Origin of the sequence: Porphyromonas uenonis 60-3, from assembly GCF_000174775.1 — a bacterium.
In the GTDB taxonomy this organism is placed as follows: Bacteria; Bacteroidota; Bacteroidia; order Bacteroidales; family Porphyromonadaceae; genus Porphyromonas; species Porphyromonas uenonis_A.
In genome coordinates, this window is sequence record NZ_ACLR01000118.1 from 1 (window position 1) to 22,286 (window position 22,286).

General features: G+C 53.3%; 21 protein-coding genes and 1 tRNA gene. 12 read left to right on the forward strand and 10 right to left on the reverse strand.

From position 1 onward, the window contains the following. A partial coding sequence (locus PORUE0001_RS09795; RefSeq protein WP_007365064.1) for an integrase core domain-containing protein occupies window positions 1–423 on the forward strand: 423 nt, incomplete at its 5' end. A gap of 465 nt (window positions 424–888) precedes the next feature. On the opposite strand, the gene PORUE0001_RS03175 is transcribed toward PORUE0001_RS09795, so the two are convergent. Further along, a complete protein-coding gene (locus PORUE0001_RS03175) occupies window positions 889–1,602 on the reverse strand; it encodes an LrgB family protein (RefSeq protein ID WP_007365087.1) in 714 nt (237 codons plus the stop codon). After that, window positions 1,599–1,970, reverse strand: coding sequence for a CidA/LrgA family protein (locus PORUE0001_RS03180; RefSeq protein WP_007365090.1), 372 nt, complete (start codon window positions 1,968–1,970; stop codon window positions 1,599–1,601). The genes PORUE0001_RS03175 and PORUE0001_RS03180 overlap by 4 nt, the downstream gene beginning before the upstream one ends. Window positions 1,971–2,214: 244 nt before the next feature. On the opposite strand from PORUE0001_RS03180, the gene PORUE0001_RS03185 reads away from it, so the two are divergent. After that, window positions 2,215–2,784 carry a DUF4252 domain-containing protein gene (locus PORUE0001_RS03185; RefSeq protein WP_007365103.1) on the forward strand — a complete coding sequence of 190 codons (570 nt, stop codon included), beginning with the start codon at window positions 2,215–2,217 and terminating at the stop codon, window positions 2,782–2,784. Window positions 2,785–2,887: 103 nt separating this feature from the next. Here PORUE0001_RS03185 and PORUE0001_RS03190 read toward each other — a convergent pair whose 3' ends face one another. The 6 genes from PORUE0001_RS03190 to PORUE0001_RS03215 all read right to left on the reverse strand — a co-directional run bounded on the left by PORUE0001_RS03190 (window position 2,888) and on the right by PORUE0001_RS03215 (window position 7,406). Beyond that, the gene (locus PORUE0001_RS03190; protein WP_007365037.1) at window positions 2,888–4,072 is read right to left on the reverse strand and encodes a universal stress protein; all 1,185 of its coding nucleotides are present in this window, start codon (window positions 4,070–4,072) and stop codon (window positions 2,888–2,890) included. A 121-nt stretch (window positions 4,073–4,193) separates the two neighbouring features. Further along, window positions 4,194–4,454, reverse strand: a complete 261-nt coding sequence (locus tag PORUE0001_RS03195; protein WP_007365048.1) for a hypothetical protein — start codon at window positions 4,452–4,454, stop codon at window positions 4,194–4,196. A 96-nt stretch (window positions 4,455–4,550) separates the two neighbouring features. Further along, entirely contained in the window at window positions 4,551–6,497 is a 1,947-nt protein-coding gene (locus PORUE0001_RS03200) for a glycoside hydrolase domain-containing protein (RefSeq protein WP_039865469.1), read from the reverse strand. Further along, entirely contained in the window at window positions 6,494–6,784 is a 291-nt protein-coding gene (locus PORUE0001_RS03205; protein ID WP_007365039.1) for a DciA family protein, read from the reverse strand. The genes PORUE0001_RS03200 and PORUE0001_RS03205 overlap by 4 nt, the downstream gene beginning before the upstream one ends. A 142-nt stretch (window positions 6,785–6,926) precedes the next feature. Further along, a tRNA-Leu gene (locus PORUE0001_RS03210) sits at window positions 6,927–7,010 on the reverse strand. Window positions 7,011–7,052: 42 nt separating this feature from the next. Next, a complete protein-coding gene (locus PORUE0001_RS03215) occupies window positions 7,053–7,406 on the reverse strand; it encodes a hypothetical protein (protein ID WP_007365045.1) in 354 nt (117 codons plus the stop codon). A gap of 577 nt (window positions 7,407–7,983) precedes the next feature. Between PORUE0001_RS03215 and PORUE0001_RS03220 the strand changes: the two genes are divergently transcribed. The 10 genes from PORUE0001_RS03220 to panC all read left to right on the forward strand — a co-directional run bounded on the left by PORUE0001_RS03220 (window position 7,984) and on the right by panC (window position 19,159). Continuing rightward, window positions 7,984–9,027, forward strand: coding sequence for a transcription antitermination protein NusB (locus PORUE0001_RS03220; protein WP_007365092.1), 1,044 nt, complete (start codon window positions 7,984–7,986; stop codon window positions 9,025–9,027). 42 nt (window positions 9,028–9,069) lie between these two features. Then, window positions 9,070–11,106, forward strand: coding sequence for an LptF/LptG family permease (locus tag PORUE0001_RS03225; protein WP_039865472.1), 2,037 nt, complete (start codon window positions 9,070–9,072; stop codon window positions 11,104–11,106). A 31-nt stretch (window positions 11,107–11,137) separates the two neighbouring features. Beyond that, window positions 11,138–12,358, forward strand: a complete 1,221-nt coding sequence (locus tag PORUE0001_RS03230) for a bifunctional 3,4-dihydroxy-2-butanone-4-phosphate synthase/GTP cyclohydrolase II (protein ID WP_007365085.1) — start codon at window positions 11,138–11,140, stop codon at window positions 12,356–12,358. A 28-nt stretch (window positions 12,359–12,386) separates the two neighbouring features. After that, on the forward strand, window positions 12,387–13,193 hold the full coding sequence (locus PORUE0001_RS03235; RefSeq protein WP_007365109.1) for a hypothetical protein: 807 nt from the start codon (window positions 12,387–12,389) through the stop codon (window positions 13,191–13,193). A 218-nt stretch (window positions 13,194–13,411) separates the two neighbouring features. Further along, a complete protein-coding gene (gene ybeY, locus PORUE0001_RS03240) occupies window positions 13,412–13,936 on the forward strand; it encodes an rRNA maturation RNase YbeY (RefSeq protein WP_039865474.1) in 525 nt (174 codons plus the stop codon). Between the two features lie 21 nt (window positions 13,937–13,957). After that, the gene (gene tsaD, locus PORUE0001_RS03245) at window positions 13,958–14,986 is read left to right on the forward strand and encodes a tRNA (adenosine(37)-N6)-threonylcarbamoyltransferase complex transferase subunit TsaD (protein ID WP_007365061.1); all 1,029 of its coding nucleotides are present in this window, start codon (window positions 13,958–13,960) and stop codon (window positions 14,984–14,986) included. Then, window positions 14,967–15,488, forward strand: coding sequence for a CinA family protein (locus PORUE0001_RS03250; protein ID WP_232501409.1), 522 nt, complete (start codon window positions 14,967–14,969; stop codon window positions 15,486–15,488). Before tsaD ends, PORUE0001_RS03250 begins: the two co-directional genes overlap by 20 nt. 35 nt (window positions 15,489–15,523) lie before the next feature. Beyond that, the gene (locus PORUE0001_RS03255) at window positions 15,524–16,945 is read left to right on the forward strand and encodes a PDZ domain-containing protein (protein WP_007365099.1); all 1,422 of its coding nucleotides are present in this window, start codon (window positions 15,524–15,526) and stop codon (window positions 16,943–16,945) included. 30 nt (window positions 16,946–16,975) lie between these two features. Then, a complete protein-coding gene (locus PORUE0001_RS03260; protein ID WP_007365118.1) occupies window positions 16,976–18,253 on the forward strand; it encodes an S-adenosylmethionine:tRNA ribosyltransferase-isomerase in 1,278 nt (425 codons plus the stop codon). Between the two features lie 45 nt (window positions 18,254–18,298). Continuing rightward, window positions 18,299–19,159 (forward strand): pantoate--beta-alanine ligase, encoded by an 861-nt coding sequence (gene panC, locus PORUE0001_RS03265; RefSeq protein WP_007365060.1) that lies wholly within the window; start codon window positions 18,299–18,301, stop codon window positions 19,157–19,159. A 299-nt stretch (window positions 19,160–19,458) separates the two neighbouring features. On the opposite strand, the gene gldN is transcribed toward panC, so the two are convergent. Together gldN and gldM are read right to left on the reverse strand one after the other, a co-directional pair. Next, complete coding sequence (gene gldN / locus PORUE0001_RS03270) at window positions 19,459–20,664, reverse strand: gliding motility protein GldN (protein WP_007365038.1); 1,206 nt, start codon at window positions 20,662–20,664, stop codon at window positions 19,459–19,461. Window positions 20,665–20,702: 38 nt separating this feature from the next. Next, window positions 20,703–22,253 carry a gliding motility protein GldM gene (gene gldM, locus PORUE0001_RS03275; RefSeq protein WP_007365091.1) on the reverse strand — a complete coding sequence of 517 codons (1,551 nt, stop codon included), beginning with the start codon at window positions 22,251–22,253 and terminating at the stop codon, window positions 20,703–20,705. Between the last annotated feature and the right edge of the window lie 33 nt (window positions 22,254–22,286).

The window sequence follows — 22,286 nt, forward strand, 5'->3', positions numbered from 1 at the left end:
ATGACCGACTACGAGGCCAGCCTAGGCATCGTAACCAGCGTTACCCAGACCGGCAACCCTCTCCACAACGCTATGGCTGAGCGACTTAACGGAATCATCAAGAACGACTGGCTCTACAACTTCGAGGATAAGCCCATAGATCAAGTTCGGGAGATCCTCTCGCAAACGATTGCTCTCTATAACACAGCGCGTCCTCATCGAGCCCTCAACAAGAAGACTCCGATGCAGATGCGCATACCAGATTACCCCAACCCTCTAACCACACAACCCTCTAAGAAACAGACATCTAAGAACAATTCCCCAACAGCTCCGAGCCTCAAAACTCCGAGTCCATGCCGCCTAACTCCCAACAAAGAGCTATCTTTGTGTACCTCCGCAGTAAAGACGACCACAAGTCGTGTACCCCAGCAGGAGCAAAACTAACAGATGAGTACACTCACAGGACTAACAAAAATAACCCGTGTACCATCTCAGTAACACCTCCCCAACTGTGTACTTTTTTCAGGAAGAGGACACAATTCCTCCGAACTTTGATTTCTTTCTTCCGAAGTTTCATTTCGTTCTTCCGAACTTTTATATCCCGCCTCCGTGGAGATTTTTCGTTTCCTCCCTGACGAATCCCGATTTCCTCGGGAGCTTCGCTAGTTTAGTGAGATCTGCCAGCTGAAAAAAGTGATAAAACGAATCTTCTTAACATGTTTCCAAAAACTTTCCAGCCTTGGAAAATGAAATTTCCAAGGGAGGAAACTTTCCTTTCCACCGTTGGAAAGTTTTGGCATCGGGTGGACAGCGCATCAGCCTTGGGATAGATCATATCGCTACGTCCGCCCACGAAGAAAAAGGGCACCCCCCTAACGAGGAGTGCCCTATATTCAATAATACCTGCTCTCATACGAATAGCTGAGCGACGTAGTGGACGATTGGTATTAGTATGGAGGTGAAGACACCCATGATACCGATAGCCAAGCCTCCGATAGCGCCCTCGAGGGCTCCCATCTGGATGGCTACCGAGGTGCCCACGCCATGCGCTGCTGCACCGAGTGCTAGTCCCTTGGCGATGCTACTCTCTATGCGTAGCCACTTGAAGAGTGGAGGTCCTATGACACCACCGATGATGCCAGAGATGACGACCACGACTGCTGTCAAGGCTGGAATACCGCCCGACTGCTCTGAGAGTGCTATAGCGATAGGGGTCGTGACCGAGCGAGACTCCATCGAGTGGGCTATGGGGGCTCCAGCACCTAGCGCATAGGCTAGCCCGACAGCACTGAGGATGCCGATCAGCGAGCCTACAAAGAGCGAAAACATAATGGAGACAACGCGACCACGGAGATACTTAGACTGTTCGTAGAGGATGTAGCCCAGCGATACGACCGAAGGCCCTAGGAGGAAGTCAATCAGCTGGCTCCCCTCCTTATAATCCTCGTACGAGGTTCCCGATAGGTAGAGCATCAAGATGATGAGTCCTATAGTAACGATGAGCGGGTGAAAGAGCCCGATCCTCACCTTGCGGTATAGGAGTAAGCTGAGGAAGTAGATCCCTATAGTGAGTGGCAAGCAGTAGATAGGCTTGCTCAGGAGCAGTGTGATGAGGTTTATCATGCGTTGTCGTTAGTTTTTTGCTCTTTATGGTGCCGCTCGAAGCGGTGCTGCATCCGTCCCACGACCACCAATACCAGTGCTGTGCTGACGACCATAGAAATAATGATGGCAGCCCAATACTGCTGGATAAGATCGACTTGGGTGATCAGCCCCACGCCAGCTGGCACGAAGAAGAGCCCCATATTGAGCGTAAGAAACTTGGCGACGCTGTCCACCTTGTCAGGCTTGATCAGCTTCGTCTCTAGAGCTAGAAAGAGGAGGATCAGGCCGATCACACTCCCTGGGAGAAAGTGCCCAATCATCATGCCGATCAGTTCACCCACGGCAAAGAAAAAGAGCACCCAAAAGCATTGTACGAGAGACTTCATCTATAAAATCAACATGAACTCAAAAGGAATTGCCTGCAAAGGTAGTAAACTTCACATTACTAAGCTTGCACCTCCTCTGCCATCCGAGGAACTTCGTAGGAACTCTCGTGAGAGGTGTTGCAACATTTACTTTTACAGATCGTCTATAAGACAAGAAGCGAGCAGACCTCTAGCTTCTTTTGGCCGACTAAGCGCTGCTTTAGCCATCCGCAAACGACTATTTAACCAACCAACAACTTATAGTATGAGACGAATCAAACTACCTCTATCACGACTCCTTGCCATGCTACTGGCACTCACGATGACGCTAGGTGCTGTGGCGCAGACTAGCCCCTTCAAGTATGTAGATGCTGAGGCTCTACCCACGGCAGCGGATGGTGTGCAGATCTTCTCCTTCAATGAAAACATGCTGGATATGATCCCTATGGAGAGTATCACGAAGATGATCAAGAAGGATGGTAACTCCTCTGTCATGGCTAACGTCAAGACGCTCCTCAAGAAGCTGAAGTCTCTCAACGTATATATCGCCTCAACGCCTGAGTCTATTGACAAGCTCCAAAAGGCATTCGCTCCGATGCTGACACCTGGGTTGCATCGCTCCATCAAACCACTGCTTGTGGTCAATCAACCAGAAGATAATCTCAAAGTACAGATTGTCTCTCGAGAGTCAGGCATCTGGTGCTGGCGCAAGTGTCCTGAGTTGCTCATCTCTGTCCTAGATGAAGATGAGTACTATGTAGTCGGTCTGACGGGCGACTTTGCCCCGAAGGACATTCAGAAGCTCGTCTCCTCAGCTTTTCCCTCGGGTAAGTAAGCCTAGCGCTAACGCACTTATATAGAAAGAGAGCTCCGCAAGTCAAGGAAGACTTACGGAGCTCTCATCGTATCTATAGCTGTCCTCCAGCTAGTAGGGGCTTTTACCTAGATGAATTGCTGTGCATCACGAGGATAGGTGTCCCTGCGTGGAAGAGCATGCGCCGAGCCATCGTCGGGTTAAAGAGCTTGGCGAGTACACGTCGCTTGTAGGTATTGACCACAATGAGCTCGACTTGATGGTTTGCGACAAATTCCTCTAGAGCGGCATAGAGCTCTCCTTCGCTTAGCTTGGACCACTCGATGTGTGCATCGGGATACTGCTGCTTATTGTACTCCTGAATGGCTTGCAACTGTACGTCTCCCCACTTGCCCTCAGAGCGTGACACGTTGAAGAGTCTGTACTCTGGCGCTAGGGGCTTCATCAGTTGCATCATCTGATCGAAGAGTACGAGGTCTCTCTGGTCGAAGCTGGTCGCCACGCCTACATGCTTGACCTGCATGAGGTCGTCGATAGCAATCTTCTCAGGGACTACCAGGACGGGAGCTTGGGCACGGTCAATGATTTCGGCAGCGACACTACCGACGATGTAGTCGCTATCCTCTGTCTTGCCTCGTGTACCCATGATGATGATGGCTGGGAGGTTGCGCTTAGCATAGCGTAGGATCTCGTCGGCGGGGATGCCGTCACGGATGGTGGTGCGGTAGGTGACCTGGGGTAGTGAGCCGTCAGCCATCTTGGCATCGATCTCCTTCGAGAGCTCAGTCATCTGCTGCTCAGCTTTTCCAGCTTCTTGCTGTGAAGCTTCCTGTATCTGTGGTAGCAGTGCCGTAAAGTCACCATAAGGGAAGTTCATCTGAGGCATTGTGCCCGTATATACGTGCATGAGTAGTACGTGTAGCTCTCGGCGTGCTGCAAAGTGAAAGCCGAGCTTGACGATCTTGTCCGTATAAGAGCTGAAGTCCACGGGGATGAGCACGTATCCCTTGTATGCTGCAACGTGAGCCGTGTCGGGAGATTCGTTGGCTAGGTCAGACTTCTCCTGCAGGACATCGTACGCCTCGTCTAGATCCCACTTGAGATCCTCTATATAGGCTAGTGCGCGAGGTAGGTCACGCTCTGCGATACGTACTCGTACGCCCGTCGAGAAGACTGGCTGTACGGTATTGACATTGTGTAGGGTAGCTGGTATGCCTTGGCTTTGGAGCAGGCTCTGGAGTATCTGCGCCTTTTCGTAGGTATGTATAGCTACAGTCACCAGCTTGGACTGGTCTTTGTCTTGTGGCATAGATGTAGTGATAATGGTTAATGTAAGCGTGGGGTGTCGCTCGGGTGTCGACAACCTTGTGATAGGGTTAAGAAGAGCAGTCAGTGACTGGTCGGCCACTGACTGCTACGAGCTTTTTTCTTTAGAGGACAGGCTCCTCGCCTATGATGGTACGAGCCTGATTGAGGATGGTGTTGTCATCAATGACTACGATACCTCCATCGGGACCTGCCTCGATGTGTACTCCAGCACCACGACCATCTTCGTAGTTAGCACCTCCGAAGTAGTTCCTGACGGTGTCTACGCGGAGACCCAGTTGCTCTGCGATCTTGTGCATGGAGCCATCGGGTAGGCTATCCTTGATGCGTCGCAGTTCGTTGAATGAGATTGTTTCCTTTGCCATAACTGTATGTACTTAGTGATTTGTATTAGTTTCCTTATTCCGCCACTAACTTACAACATTTCTACTAGATATGCAAGGGGTCGAAGGTTCAAGTGGTCAATTGTCCGCATCGGAGAGGAACATTGAGATGGTGCCACCGCCTGCTATCTGGCTGTGCTTGACCCAATAAACGGTGTGTGGTCGCCCTCCGAGGGTAAGGTCTGAGATATACTTATTGACTTGAGAGGCTCCCTGCGCTTTGATCGTCAGATGGCGCCCGCCTCCCATATCAACGTTGATCTCGTTGAAGGAAGGTGCGACGATCGAGTAGCCGTTTATGCCTGGTGCTACAGGGTATAAGCCCATCATGGCGAAGACCAGCGATGCGCTCAGAGAGCCGTAGTCGTCAGGCCCTGGATAGCCGAAAGAACCGACTCCAAAGAAGTAGTCGATGGTGTGACGGACAAACTTCTGCGCATAGTGTGGACGACCCATCAAGTTGTAGGTAAAGAGGAAAGCGAAGAGATCGGGATTGACATTGAGCGAGTGTAGCGAACTACTGAAGAGGCTATCAATATTGATCTGTCCCTCGGGTAGTAGTATAGGAGCCGAGTCACTCGGATGCTCTAGGATAGAGGCGACTTGCTGTGCCGAGAGCCTGCCAGCCACTGGCACATAAGTATCGCTCAGCTCTGAGTACTCTCTAGCAAGAGCCGTGTAGCCCAGACTATTGGCAAGCTGTGAGAGACACCAAAGCTTGTAACCAGAGCGTCGCTCAGGGTCTGCATCGATAGCGGTGCGAAGCACTTCAAAGGCTTGTCTGATATCCTCGTCGAGGAGCCCCTTGGCGAGTGCATCCGTGAGGAGGAAGAGCAGTGGCGACTCCTCCGTGTAGATCACACTTCCCAGGTCAAGCGTCTTCAAGAGTCGTCCTCCAGAGTCACGTATAGCTCGGAGATAGGAGACGATAACTTCATGCATCATGTCTGGCTCATAGAGCATCAGTAGAGGATAGTTGGTCTCATAGGTGTAGCTTAGGTCATCTTGGCTGTACTGAGTGATCCCCTCGTCGCTATGCACCGAGTCATCAATAGGGGAGTAGTACCGCCCATCCTCAGAGATGCTGACGGGCCATAGGTGCGAGCGGTATAGAGCGGTGTAAAACTTACGCATGTTCACCTCTGTACCGCCAGAGACCTCCACTTTGCGCAGGCTCTTCTGCCATTCGTTGCGGGCAGCCTTGACCAGAGGAGCGTACTCGAAGCTTTGGATCTGTGTGGTTAAGTTTCGCTTAGCTTGCTCGCAACTGATGAGCGATATGCCATACTTGGCTACGATACGCTTATTGGGCTTCTGTAGTCGTAGCGTGAGGCACTCATAGGTCGTGTCTCTAGGTGATATGGCACTCGTCATCTGCTCTATATTCGTATTGAGCTGCAAGTATAGGTAGATGCGTGTCGGCGTAGTGCCCCCATAGGAGACCTCAGCCGTGAGCGCATCGTCGGCCACTTGCTCCCAGGTGGTCGAGTCTCGGCGGTCTATATATAAGGAGAGCTGATGCGCATCGCTACCATTGTAGTCGCGTGAGGAGAGGTCATAGAGACCACTCATAGAGGTAAGCGAAAAGTCCACATTGACCTGTAGCTCATCAAGGTAAAGGTGGTAGCTGTACGGGGTAATCTCCTGAAAGTCAAAGCTGAGCCTCCCCGAAGGGTCTTGATTGGCGTGGGCACTCTCAGGGATTAGGTAGAAGAGCGGGCGACCATCTATGTCTGGCGTGTAGAGCGGTAGTCCCTTGATACGAGCCGACCGCAAGCTCTCTTTGAATGGGATGATACGTAGCAGACTATGAGGGAGCTGTACGATGGGAAATATCTCCTCGCTATGCTCAGCGTCCCACGTGCCTTGATGCACATCCACATAGTCTACAAGAAGTGGGGTAGAGCCAAAGACCCCCTCTCCGACCTTGCTACAACTACTGCTGAGGAGTAGCGGGAGCAAAAGTAGCGTAGTCAGGATCGTCCGTCTGGTAGTGTGTAAGAAGTAAGCGAGTCTCTGCTTCATCGGATTATGATTTCGTCTATAAGGTCGTACTGTAGGTGCGCATTGATCTGCTCTAGGAGCTGCTGCTGCGTGAGCCGTATCTCTTGTCGCAGGCCAGCCGAGGTGATGCGCATCCGCAGGGTATGGTCTGAGATCGATAGCTCACGTATCTGTCGTCTGAGCGGGTAGAAGCGTGTGCGCAGGTATTGGAGCGCCTTGAGCTCGAGGAGCCCTTGGTCTACCTCTGGGCTCTCGGAGAGCCAGTCTGATAAGATTTCCCCTAGAGGCTTAGGATCTTTGCGCTGCATGTGAGTTGTCTATCGTTTGCTAGGTGCAAATATAAGAAGAATGCTAGAGATTAGACTTTAGAGGTTAGACTTTAGAGATTAGAAGTTAGAGAGCGAAGGCTAAGTGGTTGACTTGACCGCTTAGCCTTCGCTCTTACTACTGTGCCCAGAGCCGGGATCGAACCGGCACAGGTTTAACCCCATCGGTGTTTGAGACCGACGCGTCTACCAATTCCGCCATCTGGGCGATGCCTCTCGCTAGACGGTTGCAAAGGTACGAAAAAAGAATTTAGAACCACCAGTACCGTAGGAAGGCATACGGCCTCCTCCGCTGTCCGTACGTGGGGTCGTCCTGGTGGTCGTAAGCCTCCTGCTCAAACGAGATAGAGCGGTAGGCTCTATCGGCATTGCGACAGATAGCAAGACGCACCAGCCACTCCATTATATATAAGAGGTAAAAAGGAAGCACTAGTAGCTCCAGCATCTGACGGGTGTGGATACGCTCGTGACGCACGATGGTCTCCAGCCAATGCGTATTCGTCAGGTACTCTTCGGGTAGATCCTTGCGAACGAAGATGACCCCAAAGAGATTGATCGCCGAGAAGCCCCTAAAGGGGATCCACCTACTACGCACTACCCTCATAGCTCTCCTCTGCTTGTGTAGCCTGCCCCCTCGGTGAGCGCATCGGTAGAGAGAGGTCTCGGTGGGAACTGGAGGTTATGTATTAGTGTGGCGGTCGGCATGGGCATTGGGCGAAATTTCTTTCGTGTGAGAAGTGTCTACAGCCTCGTGACACTTTCACTGTGCGAAGGTAGCACTTTTCGCTCAACCCCATTGACCTTTTGCCCCCCACAGGATCGATAAGAGTTTCTTTCCGATGAAACTGGAGTTTCCTCCGTATGAAACTGGAGTTTCTTCCGTATGAAACTGGAGTTTCTTCCGTGTGAAACTGGAGTTTCCTCCGCATGAAACTGGAGTTTCTCCCGTATGAAGATACTTTGTCAGCGCGAGGTGCATACGAAGAGTGGGGTGGTTTGCTGTTTGCGAGGCGGGGGAATGACCGTCTCCGATACCTTTTTTTGTACCTTTGTGGCGGATCTGGGGTGGTCAGCAGGGCGGAAGCCTTGATTTTTGTCCATCGTAGACCACATACAGAGTAGGGTAGTGCCCTCCTCGTAACTATTTGCTCCTAGTATATTCATCTATTTCATAGAGTGATATGATCAATCGGTCTATCGTACGCATCCGCGTCTTCCAGCAACTTTACCAGTCTATCTCTAGCGGTCGTCTAGATGTGGCTCTGGCGGACAAGTCGCTCACGACCTCCCTACGTCACACCTACTATCTCTACTACTATTTACTAGATCTGATACGTGCGCTCGCAGCCTATCAGAGGGAGCTCTTGGAGATACGTGAGCGACGCTTCCTCAAGTCGTCGGACGAGGTGACTCCTCGTAGGCTCTCGGATATGACCCTTGTCAAGGAGATAGCTCGCTGCACGGAGATACAGAATCCGCTAGACGAGATGCAGAGGCGCTGGGAGCAGGATGAGCAGTTGCTCCGTACGCTCTACAATATGGTTGAGACAGACCCTTCCTACAGCGCTCTACCTGAGGATGTCTCCACGCTCTCTATGCAGGAGCAGTGTGACTATTGGGGTAATCTACTCAAGCAACTCTTTCGCACAGCGGAGCTCAATGAGCATCTCGCAGCAAACTCCTTCTACTGGGCCGATGCGACCGCTATCTGCGAGCGCCTAGAGGTCGAGGAGATGCCTACTGTGGATCAGGTGGAGGCGACGGTAGAGCGTCTCAAGGGATCGGACGATTATCGTGTTATCCCCTTCACCAATCAGCCCGTGGTGACGATACAAGACTTTGCGCTGAAGACCTTGCGCCGTGGTGCTAAGGATGGCTTAGAGCTACCAGGCGACCTGCTACCGATGTTTCACAGTGATCGGGATCGTCTCTATGCGCATCAGCTACTCTCGGAGACGCTCCTACATCGTGAGGAGTATGACGCCATGCTGACGCCACGACTAGATAACTGGGAGCAGGATCGTGTGGCGCTGGTCGATATGATCCTGATGGAGATGGCTGTCGCGGAGGCGCTCAGCTGCCCTGACATAGCGCTTGTCGTGACGATCAATGAGTACATCGAACTGGCTAAGGTGTATGACAACGCTAAGAGTGCCTCCTTTATCAATGCTGTGCTAGACAGACTTTTTACAGACCTGAAGGGCGAGGGCAAGCTCCTAAAGTAAAGCTTACAGCTACCTAATCCTACGATCATGCAAGTAAGAGGTATGCGTCTGCGACCGAAGATCATGTACATCTTTATGGTGAGGTCTTTCTTGCCTCTCCTACTGATGACCATCTTGATCTGTTGGTTTGTCGTCTTGATGCAGTTCCTCTGGCAGCATATTGACGACTTGGTCGGCAAGGGTATGGACGTGGGGGTGCTGCTGGAGGTGATCTTCTACGCAGGGCTCTATGTCTTGCCTACAGCTGTCCCGCTGGGAGTCTTGCTGGCATCGCTGATGACCTTCGGCAATCTAGGCGAGCGACTGGAGCTCCTTGCGATGAAGTCGGCTGGAGTGCCTCTGAGCAAGATCATGAAGCCACTGGTGATCCTCGTGACCTGCATTGCTCTGGGGCTCTTCGTCTATCTAGATAGAGGCGTGCAGAAGGCTAGTGTGCGAGTTTATCAGATACTCTTCTCGGCACGCTATGCGCGTCCAGAGCTAGAGCTACCGAAGGGGATCTTCTTCAACGGTATCGATGGCTACAGTATCTACGTAGGGGACAAAGATGTGGCAACGAGCACGCTCTACAATGTGATGATCTATGACCTCTCGGAGCAACGTGCACCACGTATCATCCTAGCCGATACGGGACGCCTGCTGATGGACGACAGCAAGCTCTACCTTATTATGTCGCTCCGGAGTGGTGAGAGCTTTGAGCAGCTCAGTAGTCAGACGACGCTGATCCCTGGCAGCCAAGCTTCGGATGAGCGTCCCGCCTCCTACATTAAGGAGCACTTTACGGAGAAGGTGATCTTCATCCCCTTTGATGCCAACTTTGAGATGATGGGCGATGACTACCTCAAGTCTCAGTTCGTCGGCAAGAACCTTCGAGAGCTCATTAACTACAGCGATAGTACCCGCATGGCGACCGATAGTGTGGGGCGTCAGGTGGGGAGCGACGTACTCTTTGATATACATAGCAAGCTTCAGCCACCTGGACAAGCAGATCTAGGCACGATGATGCCAGGCGCTAATCTGCAAGCTGCTGCTTGGCTAAAGCAGGATCAACTCTCGCATCTTCCCTTTGCGATTGTCTCCGCACGTCGACTGGACCACGACGAGCTACTGGTGTCAGGGTATAGCGACGCTGCGCCAACGCACTACACGCTGGATACGCTAATGGATAGAGCCTCCGATCAGGATAAGTTGATGGGCTACAAGCAAGCCCTAGAGTGGCTCGACAACCTCTCCTCGTCGGTGCAGATAGCGGACACTTACTATGACGATGCCGCCTCGGACTACCGTGTCAATGCGCAGGAGATGCACCGCAAGTTTACCTTCCCAGTGGCTTGTCTGCTCTTCTTCTTTGTAGGCGCTCCGCTAGGAGCCATCGTACGCAAGGGAGGCGTGGGGACACCGATGGTCTTGGCAGTGCTTATCTTCATCATCTACTACGTCATCGATACCTTTGGCCTGAAGATGATCAATAGCGGACAGATCCCCGTCTGGGCGGGTATGTGGCTATCAAGTGCCGTGATTCTACCGTTAGGAGCTTTCCTAACTTACAAGGCTTCGCGAGACTCAGCTACGCTCAATGCCGATGCCTACGTGGTCTTCTTCCGTCGCTTCTTCCACCCGAACTACGCAAGACAGCTGGAGTACAAGGAGATTATCATGGAGCCTGCCACCACAGAGGAGGTGCTACATGATATAAGTCAGCTACAACGTCAGATGGACGCACTGCGCGGTATGACCTATGCGCGGAGTAAGGGTCTAAGACTGGACTGCTTGCCCGACTTTGCCACAGCCTACCAGCAGCTTTACGAGCAGCTAGAGGAGACTGTAGAGACGCTCCACAACTATCCCGACAAGTATGTCTTCGCACAGCTCATCAACATCCCTCTCCTAGGGAAAACATTGGCAAGTAGCCTCTGGCAACGCAAGCTATATGTCTGGATTTGTATACCTTTGCTACCAGTCTCCCTGCCAGTGATGCTATACTTAGCTATCGCTCTACGGCGCAACGAGAGACAACTGAGGCTGATGTCTCCTATACTGAACCATATTGTCAAGCAGATCAAGTCACAGACAGTGTGATCTGTACCTTACACATACTATTCCTGAAACCATGAATCAAGACTTCAAACTAAACTCCATCGAGGAGGCTATAGAAGATTTCAAAGCTGGCAAGTTTGTCATCGTTGTCGATGACGAGGATCGTGAGAACGAAGGCGACTTCATCACGGCTGCCGAACTGATAACGCCCGAGAAGGTCAACTTTATGATGCGCTACGGGCGTGGAGTCCTCTGCACACCTATCACTGAGGACCGTGCAGCCCAGCTTGAGCTTAATATGCAGGTGCATGAGAATACATCGCTACACGAGACTCCCTTTACCGTGACGGTCGACCTCATCGGCCACGGCTGTACGACGGGTGTCTCCATGTATGATCGTGCTATGACCATCAAAGCGCTAGCAGATCCTAATACCAAGCCGACAGACCTAGCTCGTCCAGGTCACGTCAACCCGCTGCGGGCGCGCAATCGTGGCGTGCTACGTCGTGCTGGCCACACAGAGGCAGCTATTGACCTGGCGCGTCTCGCTGGTCTTCAGCCTGTCGGTGCGCTCATCGAGATCATCAATGAGGATGGGACGATGGCGCGTCTCCCTCAGCTCGTGGAGATCGCTAAGCAGTGGAATATGAAGATCATCTCCATTGAGGATCTCATCGCTTACCGCCTCAAGACCGATTGCATCGTCGAGGAGGGCGTAAGGGCTAAGCTTCCGACCGAGTGGGGGATGTTTGACATCATACCATTTCGCCAGAAGAGCAACGGTCTAGAGCACATTGCCCTCATCAAGGGTGACATTTCAACCAATAAACCGACCCTCGTACGTATGCACAGTAGTTGCGCTACGGGCGATATCTTCGGTAGTCTGCGCTGCGAGTGCGGAGAGCAGCTGCATAAGGCTATGGAGATCATCGAGCAGGAGGGTGCTGGTGTCATCGTTTACCTCAACCAAGAGGGACGTGGCATCGGATTGATGGACAAGATCAAGGCATACAAGCTTCAAGACGAGGGACTCGACACAGTCGATGCTAACCTGCACCTCGGGCACAAGGTTGACGAGCGTGACTATGGTGTCGGCGCTCAAATACTTCGTGCTATTGGTGTGACCGAGATGCGCCTGATGACCAATAATCCAGTCAAGCGCGTTGGTCTCGAGGCTTACGGACTGAAAGTTGTGGAGACTGTGCCCCTAGAGATCAAGCCTAATCAGTACAATGCCCACTACCTGCACACCAAGAAGGTGCGTATGGGGCATGATCTGCACAACGTCAAGTAATCACATACAACCAAACCACAATAGAACTATGAAGAAACTCATCTTATCCACCCTGCTACTACTCGGTGTGATGACCTCCGTCTTCGCACAGGAGAAGTACGATCTACGTCTGAACCTCAAGAAGGGACAGACCTTTACCTATCAAGTGACGGCCAACAATCCTATGACCATCTCTATGATGGGGCAGCAGATGGAGATGAAACAAACCCAAACTATCACCTATACCTATAAAGTGCTTGATGTCAAGGATGGAAACTACCTGATGGAGATCAACATCAATCGTGTCCAAGCAACTTCAAGTACTACGGGAGAGGCGATGAATATGAATGTGGATACAGACTCAGACGATAAGGACGAGATGACCAATCAGCTACGTAAGATGGTCAATCAGAAGGTTACTCAGTGGGTGGACGCTAAGCTTAAGCCCCTAGGTGAACCTGAGGGCGAGGCTGTAGATGACCTAGTCAAGAAGGGCGTCATCACTATGGCGATGGTTCCAGCATTCTTCCCTGCAGAGCCGATAGCACAGGGTGAGTCCTTCACGGTCAATAGTCCGCTCTTCTCTGGTGAAGATGCTAGTACAAAGTATGAGGGTGTCGTCACGCTGGTAGCTGTATCTGACACAGACTATACATTCCGTGCCAATGGTAAGACAACCGCCAATTTCGAGGGCTTGGTCATCGAGGGCAATGCCATAGACAATATCATACTTGATCGCAAGACTGGTATGATCAAGAACACCTTCGGGACAGTATCACTTAGAGGTAGTGGTAACGTGCAGGGAGCCCAGACAGAGATCTCTTCAAACACGATCACCTCGATTCGCCTACTCTAGCGCTGCGCTACAAGCTACAGGCGTCGACGCCTCTCGTGGCGTACCTATATAATAAGGAAGGCATCTGCTCCTCGTCTGGGGCAGGTGCCTTCTCTCGTTACGCTGTGTAAGTCTAAAGAAAACATTACCTTTGCAATACCATATGAGGCTGTTACAGTCGACGGCCTCACAAGATTGCAAGCCAAGCCTGCACGCAGAATAGATTTAAGAGACGAGATATGCAATTTAACTACTATTCGGACAACGAAGTGCTGATGCCTCCCATTAGGCGACAGATCGCCAACCGTTGGATGCGTCGTGTATGCGACGAGATGAATCGGACGGTCGGGGAGATCAACTTCCAGTACACTGACGATGAGGGTATTCTGAAGGCAAATAGAGCATTTCTCCAGCATGATTACTATACAGATGTCATAACCTTCCCCCGAGAGAGTGAGCAGGAGGGCGATGATGCCATCTATGGAGATATACTCATCAGCATCGACACCGTTGCGACGAATGCGCAGGAGCTGGGCGTGCCGTTCAAGCAGGAGCTGTACCGTGTGATGATACATGGCATCTTGCACCTCTTGGGCATTGATGACCAGACCCAATCGGAGCGGGAGCTGATGCGCATGGCCGAGGATAGAGCGCTCATGCAGCTCGTTGAGATGCTGGAGGGACGAGACTACTTCCTTGAGCAGGGTGGATCAAAGTTCTTCAAGCATGTCGACAAGGTCTGCGCTGAGGACAAGGCTCGCTAACTAATCTCACGACACAGCATCATGACATCTTCATCTTCTCTCATCTTAGGTATCGAGAGCTCGTGCGACGATACCTCGGCAGCTGTGCTACGGGGCGGGCTCCTCTGTAGCAATGTGATCGCAAGTCAAGAGGTACACAGCAAGTATGGAGGCGTGGTGCCTGAACTGGCGTCACGAGCCCATCTGCAGAACATCGTCCCTGTCGTACAGCAGGCGGTAGCGCGTGCCGGTGTCACGCTGGCCGACCTTGATGCGATCGCCTACACACGTGGTCCAGGGCTTCTCGGTTCGCTCATCGTCGGGACCAACTTTGCCAAGGGGCTGAGCTTAGCACTCCACATCCCACTCGTCGAGGTCAATCACTTGCAGGCTCACGTCCTCGCACATTTCATCGCTAAGCCTGAGGAGCCACACACGCCACCCCCATTTCCCTATCTCTGTCTACTCGTCTCGGGCGGTAACTCACAGATCGTGCAGGTCAATGCGCCTGATGATATGCGCATACTGGGGCAGACGATCGACGATGCGGCTGGTGAAGCCTTTGACAAGTGCGCCAAGGTGATGGGCCTCGGCTATCCTGGAGGCCCGATCGTCAATAAGCTCGCCAATGAGGGCGATGCTGAGCGCTTTCACTTTAGCAAGCCTCAGGTACCAGGGCTGGACTACAGCTTTAGCGGGTTGAAGACCTCGTTCCTCTACACGCTGCGGGATGAGCTTGCCAAGGATGCTGACTTTGTTGCGAAAAACAAAGCGGATCTCTGTGCCTCACTCCAAAAGACGGTCATCGACATCCTCATGAGCAAGCTACTACGCGCCAGCAAGGAGACCGGCATCAAGCACATCGCTGTGGCTGGTGGCGTCTCTGCCAATACGGGGCTGCGTGATGCTTACCACGCTTATGCCGAGCGATACGGCTGGCAGGTCTACATACCGCCCTTTGCCTTTACGACAGACAATGCCGCTATGGTTGCCATGGCGGGAACCTTTGCCTATGAGCGAGGAGCCTACGGATCGATAGATGCCGTTCCTTTTGCCAAGACAACGATCTAACCCACGCTTTATGCCCACTCCTCAGACGACAGAAGAGCAGCTACAGCGTCTCATAGCGCATTGGCTAGAGCAGCACGAGAGCGTCTCAACCTGCGAGAGCTGTACGGGTGGCTATATAGCGAGCCAGCTGACATCTCATGCGGGCAGTTCGCACTGGTTCCAGGGAGCCCTTGTGACTTATCAGATAGAGCTCAAAGAGCGACTAGCCCATGTGCAAGCCGCCACCATCGAGCAGTATGGCGTCGTGAGCCGAGAGGTTGCTGAGGCGATGGCTAGTGGCGCACGTCAAGCTTGTCGTAGCACCATCGGCATAGCGACCACAGGCGTGGCTGGACCAGCTGGCGGTACGGCAGAGACACCCGTCGGGACTGTCTGCATTGCTATAGCGACACCTCAGGGCATCTACTCGGAGCGCTTGCAGCTCACAGGCTCACGGCAAGAGATCATACGGCAGACCTATTGCGAGATTATCAATCGGCTCTACCACTTGGAGCTGGAGTAAACCTTTTCACCAACACACTCAAAGAACAGACTACAATGAAGCGACTATACCACACCACTTTGCTACTCATCCTAGCACTCTGCTCCTTCGCCCTGACAGTGCAAGCTCAGAAAGCTTACGTCGGGCTGGAGTACCAGATGAGCTACAACGACAACTGGGGCGCTAATCGCCCCGTCATCCTGACCGTCTATCCCAATAGCCCCGCAGCACAGACTGGCCTGCGTGAGGGCGACATCATCGAGGCGATCAATGGACATGAAACCATTAAGATGTCCGAGGAGGATATGATTCGCGAGTTGCAAGGCGAGGGGGAAGTCTCTGACGACTTACTCCTAGTTGTTTCCAACTTTGCTTACCACCGTGTGGTGCGTCATCTCAAGTCTACGGCTCAGCCTGCCGATGCGCTCACGGAGCGGGACATGGCTCGTGCCTTTGGCATGTACAGCCTAGAGGACGAGTCCGATATATTGATCTCTTACCCCATCAGCTCAGGCACGGAGGGCAAGACAGACTTGATCAACTATGAGACCTTCGGCTTCGTGCGCACCAACAAGCAGCACACCAATCGGGACGTCCTCATTGAGCAGCAGATCACCGAGGCACTGCAAGCCAAGGGGCTTACCTACGATCCGAAGAATCCTGACCTCCTCATCGACACCTATTATAGTATCTCCGAAAACAGCGCCTACGACGCTGCCGAAGCTCGTCGCTCTGCCGTGCAAACGTCGCTACGCATCGACCCCAAGGCGCGTAAGCTCGTCGAGCTGCCGATCCTACCGATGGGGAGCGACAAGACGCTGGCTCGTTTCTATCTGAAGTTTGGCGTCACCATATATAGTGGTGTCAACGAGCGCAAGATGCTATGGACGAGCGAAGCCGAGGAGCTACTCTCTGACGACTATACACTGACCGACTACACCGCTCTGACGGTGCCAGTGATGCTCTTGCAGTTCCCCTTCACACGTTACTTCAATTCGCTCGTCGTGCGCTTCGCCACCCATAGATATCTGTCGCTGGGGATCAACTATAAGGCAAACAACATCTCGACCATCCACTCGCTCCCGCTACACTCACCAGCTGCTGAGGCGGGGCTGCGTGCTGGAGACGAGATTGTCGCCATCAATGGTCGCCCTCTAGGCACTGCCGATGAGCTCTCTAAGGGTTATCTAGCCTTTGTCAAGAAGAGCATGTCCTACCGCAAGCACGACCATCCTTTTGCGATCAAAGATGGACCAACCAATTGTCGCTATTGGGACTCAGAGGACTACGCTCGAGTTGCTAAGCTCCTGGACAAGGATAAGTACTTCGGAGGCTTTAGCTACCTCTTTGCCTTCAATCCCTGGATCACGACAGCACCCCGCACGGGTGTCACCATCGACTATCTGCGTGACGGTGTGATGCAGCGTGTCGTCGTAGAGCCTAAGCTACAGGAGGCTTGCTACGTGACGCTTGAGTAGTCCTGCAGAGCTAATCAAAGGATCAAAAGTATGTGTGACAAGCCTCATACGCAGCACTGGGTCGATATAGACATCAACGACTACGACTACCCGCTCCCCGACGAGCGTATCGCAGCGCATCCGCTGGCGGAGCGTGACCAGTGCCGGCTCCTCCTGAGCGATGCTACGGGGAGGCTGGAGGACCACACCTTTGCCGAGCTACCAAAGCTACTCCCGCCCCATGCGCTCCTCATTCGTAACAATACGAGAGTCATCAAGGCGCGCATCTTCTTTGTCAAAGCCACGGGTGCCCGCATCGAGATACTCTGCTTAGATCCCTACAAACCTGTCAGCTACGAGGAAAGCTTATCTTCGCTCGGCTCATGCTCCTGGCACTGCCTCGTGGGCAACTCGAAGAAGTGGCGCCCCGAGCAAACTATCTCCTGTACACTCCCGTTAGCTGGTGGACAAACTATCACGCTACAAGCGAATAGGGAGGCGGACACACCAGACGTAGTTACCTTCAGCTGGAGCGACGAGACCAAGAGCTTTGGCGAGATACTAGAGCTGTGCGGTCAGCTACCCATCCCTCCCTATCTCAATCGAGAGACCGAGAGCAGCGACCTCACCGACTATCAGACCGTCTACGCTCGCATTGAGGGCTCCGTGGCGGCACCGACAGCGGGACTACATTTCACGCCAGAGCTAGATGACCAGCTCCTCGCCGAGGGGCACCGCATCACCGAGCTAACGCTCCATGTCGGTGCAGGCACCTTCCTACCCGTCAAGGGTCGTCAGGTCGCTGATCATCAGATGCACAGCGAGTATTGCAGTGTGCCGACAGCAACGCTGGAGACGCTCCTAGAGCATATCGACAGCCCCTTTGTACCCATTGGGACAACTTCTGTACGCACCTTGGAGAGCCTCTACTGGTTTGCCGTTGCGTTGCAACAAGCAGAGCAAGAGGGCAGGGACGTGGCAGAGCCCTTTCACCTAGATCAGTGGTATAGCTACCGAATGCATCAGAGCTGTGGAGCAAGCTTGCCGTCACGTCGTGAGGCTCTAGAGATATTGCTCCGCTATGTTCGCCACAAAGGGCTTGATCGCCTTACCTTCTCCACAGCGCTACTCATTGCCCCTGGCTATCAGTATCAGATGGTAGACATCTTGGTGACCAATTTTCACCAGCCGAAGAGCACGCTCCTGCTACTCGTCTCGGCACTCATAGGACCCCACTGGCGCACGCTCTATGAGCATGCCCTTGCTGATGCGCACTACCGCTTCCTCAGCTATGGCGACGCCTGCCTGCTCTACCGACGGGAGCTATAAATCGAAATCAAATCATACACACCCTTTTCAGCATATCACACACAAATGAAAGTCATCACAACGGTTGCTGCACTACAGCAAGAACTCTCTAAGCTACGCCAAGAGAACCCCTCAGCCCGTGTCGGCCTAGTGCCTACGATGGGTGCCCTGCATGCGGGACACCTGAGTCTAGTGGCTGCTGCTAGAAAGCAGTACGACATAGTCGTCGTGTCGGTATTTGTCAATCCCACGCAGTTCAACAATCCCGAAGACCTGCGCACCTACCCCCGCAAGCCAGAGGAGGACCTAGCACGCCTGCGTGACGGTCAGGTAGACATCGCCTTCCTGCCCACCGTTGAGGAGATGTATCCCGAGGCGGACACCCGTCAGTTTGACTTCGGCTTCCTCGGAGAGACGATGGAGGGAGCGCATCGTCCAGGACACTTCAATGGTGTAGCGCAGATCGTGAGCAAACTCTTTATGCTTGTGCAGCCCGATGGCGCTTTCTTTGGCGAAAAAGACTTCCAGCAGATAGCTATCATACGAGAGATGGTTCGCCAGCTCGCTCTGCCCGTAGAGATACACAGCTGTCCCATCATCCGCGAGGCTGACGGACTAGCGCTGAGCAGTCGCAACCTCCTCCTCACCAGCGAGCAGCGTGACGTAGCGCCACGCATCCACGACACGCTGGTAGCCAGCCAAGCGCTCATCCCTGAGCACTCGCCACGAGAAGTCGTTGACTTCGTCGTCTCACGCCTCGCAGAGCATCCGCTCCTGCGTCCAGAGTACTATCAGATCGTCGATGGCAAGACGCTTCGTCCCCTCGAGTCGTGGAGCGATAGCAGCGACCCCGTCGGCTGCATCGTCTGCTACTGTGGCGAGGTTCGTCTCATCGACAACATTCACTACAAGACCTCAGCCAACTAGCTGACTAACCTACATACGTATCGATAGGGGCGGACCTCGCGGGGTTCACCCCTTTTTTCAGCGTCCTTTGAGCTAACTATCAGTACCACTTGGGTGAAACTTTTCTTCCATCCAGGTGAAACTCCAGTTTCATGGGAATGAAACTCTAGTTTCATACGGGAGAAACTCTAGTTTCATACGGGAGAAACTCTAGTTTCATCAAGAAGCGTCGCTGGAAGGGTGGGGGAATAGACAAAGATAGAGGGCTGAGTCCGTTGTGATGGACCCAGCCCTCTTGTGTTTGGTTGGCGACTTAGTCGCTAGAAGCGGTTGCGTACGGAGCGTGTGGTAGTACTCTTCGACTGCTTCGGTTGCTCTGCCTTGGCAGCTTTGGGAGTAGCCTTCTTGGTGGTGCGACTCTTCTTCTTCGCTTTGGTCACCTTGGCTGCTTTACGTTGGCTCTTGCCCTCGCGAAGCTCTTGTGAGCGACGGGCACGGGCTGTGTCAAGCTCACTGTCGTCCTCGCCGTCACGTCCCTCCTGAAGGTCGCTATCGCTAGCCTCTGGTTTGGTGTACTCGGTGCCGTAGAGGCTCTCCTCAAACTGCTTGAGCTCGCCCTCGATCTGGTTGCTGAAGGCTTGACGCGCAGCCATCGCAGTCGAGTCGCTCATCTCGCTATTGAGCTCAGCGGTCTCACCGCCTAGCGTCATCGAGATCTGTCCGCGGTACAGGTTGAGACTGAAGAAGTCGTCCATCGTGGCGGTCGTGGCGTTATTCTTGGTCGAGAGCATGATAGGTTGCTGCGAGAGGTAGGGCTGCACGTCGGAGTACTTGACCCAAAAGAGCGGTATGCGCACGCTACCCTCCATCGATATCTCGTCGTCCATCACGGGGCAGATCGCTATGATCTGACTGCTCACGTCGCTGGTCTTGACATCGTAGTAGTACTCCTCCTTGACATAGTAGTTGTGTATAGACTGCGTGGGGATGTCTACGGGGAGGATCTTGAAGGCCCGGTTGCCCGTCTGGCTGGGGTCTTTGTCATATACGATGCCAAAGCGGTCGAGGAAGTCTTCAAAGCGTAGCTGTCGCTCTGGAGTTAGGTTTTCGTAGCCTAGGTCTTCGTACTCATAGACGGTGATGCTCCCGTCGTTGAAGCGCTTGAAGAGGAGCGAGAAGAGGCTCTGCAACTGTCCCGACGGACGTACAGGACGGAAGATAGGAGCATTGGCGAGGCTGTCTATCGAGAGCTGTCGGTAGATGACTCGGCGCCAGGGGGCTGTCTCGGTATCTTTGACCTGCTGGTCGGCGTAGTTCTTGGCGCGTATGGAGACGCCATCGGTCTGTGTCTCCTGCTCCTTCTGAGCGCGTCGCTGACGTGCCGTGGGGCGCTGACGTGGTAGCTCCGTGGCAACTCGTGTTGAGTCAGTAGTGGTGGCGGAGAGCGGGTCAAAGTTTTGCGCCTCAGCGGTCAGTGTGAGCGTGAGGGCTAGGAGCACTATGAGTATAGACTGGATGCGTTGCATAGTATAGTGAGATGGGTCTATTCTTAAAGCTGTGAAGACTATCGTACGATTACTTCGATGGCTGGGATCTGTCGCTCGATCCCGTCGGGACCACGAGCAGTCACTTCGCTTACGAAGAAGCGCTTACCCTTTGCCATATTGCGGATCTTGTCTCGCTGTCTAGCGGAGAAAGTGGGGCCATTGGACACCTCGGGGATAACGCCACCGACAGAGTCAAAGAAGAGGAGCTGGAAGCGCACTACCTGGTAGGGCACGTCTAGCAGATCGTCGTCAATAGCAGCTCCGATACCGTTGGCAGTGAGGAGGTCACGCTTGGCGATGCGCCCGCCCTTAAAGCGTTTGGTCGCTCCATTGGCATCGGTGTACTGTATATAAGGGAGTGGATCGGGGAGAGCTCGTACACGTAGCGAGGTCTCGGCCATCTTGAGGTTTCGACCGTCAGCCTGCTTGGCCATAACGGTGATGACGGCGGGAGTGCCTATCTTAGCGGGCTTAGCCATCCAGCTGTTGCCTTTGCGGGTGAGCGTTCCGTTGGTCATCGTGGCGGTCACATTTTGCGAGGGGACACCAGGCACGGCAATACTAATTGGGTTGTTGATGCCCGCATAGAGGACATTCATCATGGTAGGAGCGACCGTCGCAAAAGGCTCGGTGACATAGTACTCCGACTGGAAAGGCTGCTTGACAGCGGTGCCGTCGGGAAGCTCTGTCTCGATGTATCCTGAGATGGGGAAGGTACCTGCTTTGGTCGCTGTGACACGGTAAATGCCCCCAGCGCTCTCAGGAAGGGTGGTGCCATTGACCACAATCTTGGGAACTCGTGTCGAGTCGTAGCTGGAGAGGACGATGCTCGCCTCGTACTGGCTACCCTGCATGACGAGCTGACTGCGTGGGATCACTTGCGCAGCAATCTTATTGACGCGGAGGTCGCCACTGTCGATGTTTTGGACAAGGTCATTCAGTACATCGCCCTCGACGGAGCGTATGTCGCTCTGAAGTTTCGTGAGCATCGTGAGCGAGGCAATGGTGGGGATATTCTCAAAGATCTGCTGCTCCCAGCTGAGCCCTCCCGAACGCTCCGTGCTGAGCATCTCAGAGATATGCTCACGACGGCTGTCGCTACGAACCATCTGCGTGGTGTATGTACGGAAGGCCTCAATCGACTCGCGTAGCTTAGCGCCTCGCCGAGTGATGGGATTGAGCATGACGGTAGTGGGGGCATTCATATCGTCCTTGCGAGCCACATCGTTGGGATTGGCATCCTTACCGTCAGCCTCTTGAGCTATGAGGAGGCGCAACTGGTCTATCTCGTTGTAGAGCGAGTCTGCATAGGCGGTGAGCGCTAGCCCTTTGCGATACCAGGGCTCTGCTTTGCTAGGGTTTTTGGCATAAGCAGCTGAGAGCCCCTTCATGATATTGTCATTGCTCTGCTGAGCTCCCTCGATGGTGTTCGTCAGACTGCGCTCCACGAGGACAAAGCCCGAGAGCACCTCCGAGGAGACATTGAGTGCTACCATCGCAATGAAGACGAGGTACATCAGATTGATCATCTTCTGCCTATTGCGGTTGCCACTGCTTCCTGCTGCCATAATGCCTAGATTGTATTAGATGAATAGCTATCG

Bases quoted from the DNA above. Each gene is read 5' to 3' on its own strand.
- PORUE0001_RS03190 (WP_007365037.1), bottom strand. From the start codon at position 4,072: ATGCCACAAGACAAAGACCAGTCCAAGCTGGTGACTGTAGCTATACAT.
- PORUE0001_RS03205 (WP_007365039.1), bottom strand. From the start codon at position 6,784: ATGCAGCGCAAAGATCCTAAGCCTCTAGGGGAAATCTTATCAGACTGG.
- PORUE0001_RS03225 (WP_039865472.1), top strand. From the start codon at position 9,070: ATGCGTCTGCGACCGAAGATCATGTACATCTTTATGGTGAGGTCTTTC.
- PORUE0001_RS03260 (WP_007365118.1), top strand. From the start codon at position 16,976: ATGTGTGACAAGCCTCATACGCAGCACTGGGTCGATATAGACATCAAC.
- ybeY (WP_039865474.1), top strand. From the start codon at position 13,412: ATGCAATTTAACTACTATTCGGACAACGAAGTGCTGATGCCTCCCATT.
- gldM (WP_007365091.1), bottom strand. From the start codon at position 22,253: ATGGCAGCAGGAAGCAGTGGCAACCGCAATAGGCAGAAGATGATCAAT.
- PORUE0001_RS03215 (WP_007365045.1), bottom strand. From the start codon at position 7,406: ATGAGGGTAGTGCGTAGTAGGTGGATCCCCTTTAGGGGCTTCTCGGCG.
- PORUE0001_RS03195 (WP_007365048.1), bottom strand. From the start codon at position 4,454: ATGGCAAAGGAAACAATCTCATTCAACGAACTGCGACGCATCAAGGAT.
- PORUE0001_RS03180 (WP_007365090.1), bottom strand. From the start codon at position 1,970: ATGAAGTCTCTCGTACAATGCTTTTGGGTGCTCTTTTTCTTTGCCGTG.
- PORUE0001_RS03235 (WP_007365109.1), top strand. From the start codon at position 12,387: ATGAAGAAACTCATCTTATCCACCCTGCTACTACTCGGTGTGATGACC.
- gldN (WP_007365038.1), bottom strand. From the start codon at position 20,664: ATGCAACGCATCCAGTCTATACTCATAGTGCTCCTAGCCCTCACGCTC.
- PORUE0001_RS03175 (WP_007365087.1), bottom strand. From the start codon at position 1,602: ATGATAAACCTCATCACACTGCTCCTGAGCAAGCCTATCTACTGCTTG.
- panC (WP_007365060.1), top strand. From the start codon at position 18,299: ATGAAAGTCATCACAACGGTTGCTGCACTACAGCAAGAACTCTCTAAG.
- PORUE0001_RS03185 (WP_007365103.1), top strand. From the start codon at position 2,215: ATGAGACGAATCAAACTACCTCTATCACGACTCCTTGCCATGCTACTG.
- PORUE0001_RS03200 (WP_039865469.1), bottom strand. From the start codon at position 6,497: ATGAAGCAGAGACTCGCTTACTTCTTACACACTACCAGACGGACGATC.
- PORUE0001_RS03230 (WP_007365085.1), top strand. From the start codon at position 11,138: ATGAATCAAGACTTCAAACTAAACTCCATCGAGGAGGCTATAGAAGAT.
- tsaD (WP_007365061.1), top strand. From the start codon at position 13,958: ATGACATCTTCATCTTCTCTCATCTTAGGTATCGAGAGCTCGTGCGAC.
- PORUE0001_RS03255 (WP_007365099.1), top strand. From the start codon at position 15,524: ATGAAGCGACTATACCACACCACTTTGCTACTCATCCTAGCACTCTGC.
- PORUE0001_RS03220 (WP_007365092.1), top strand. From the start codon at position 7,984: ATGATCAATCGGTCTATCGTACGCATCCGCGTCTTCCAGCAACTTTAC.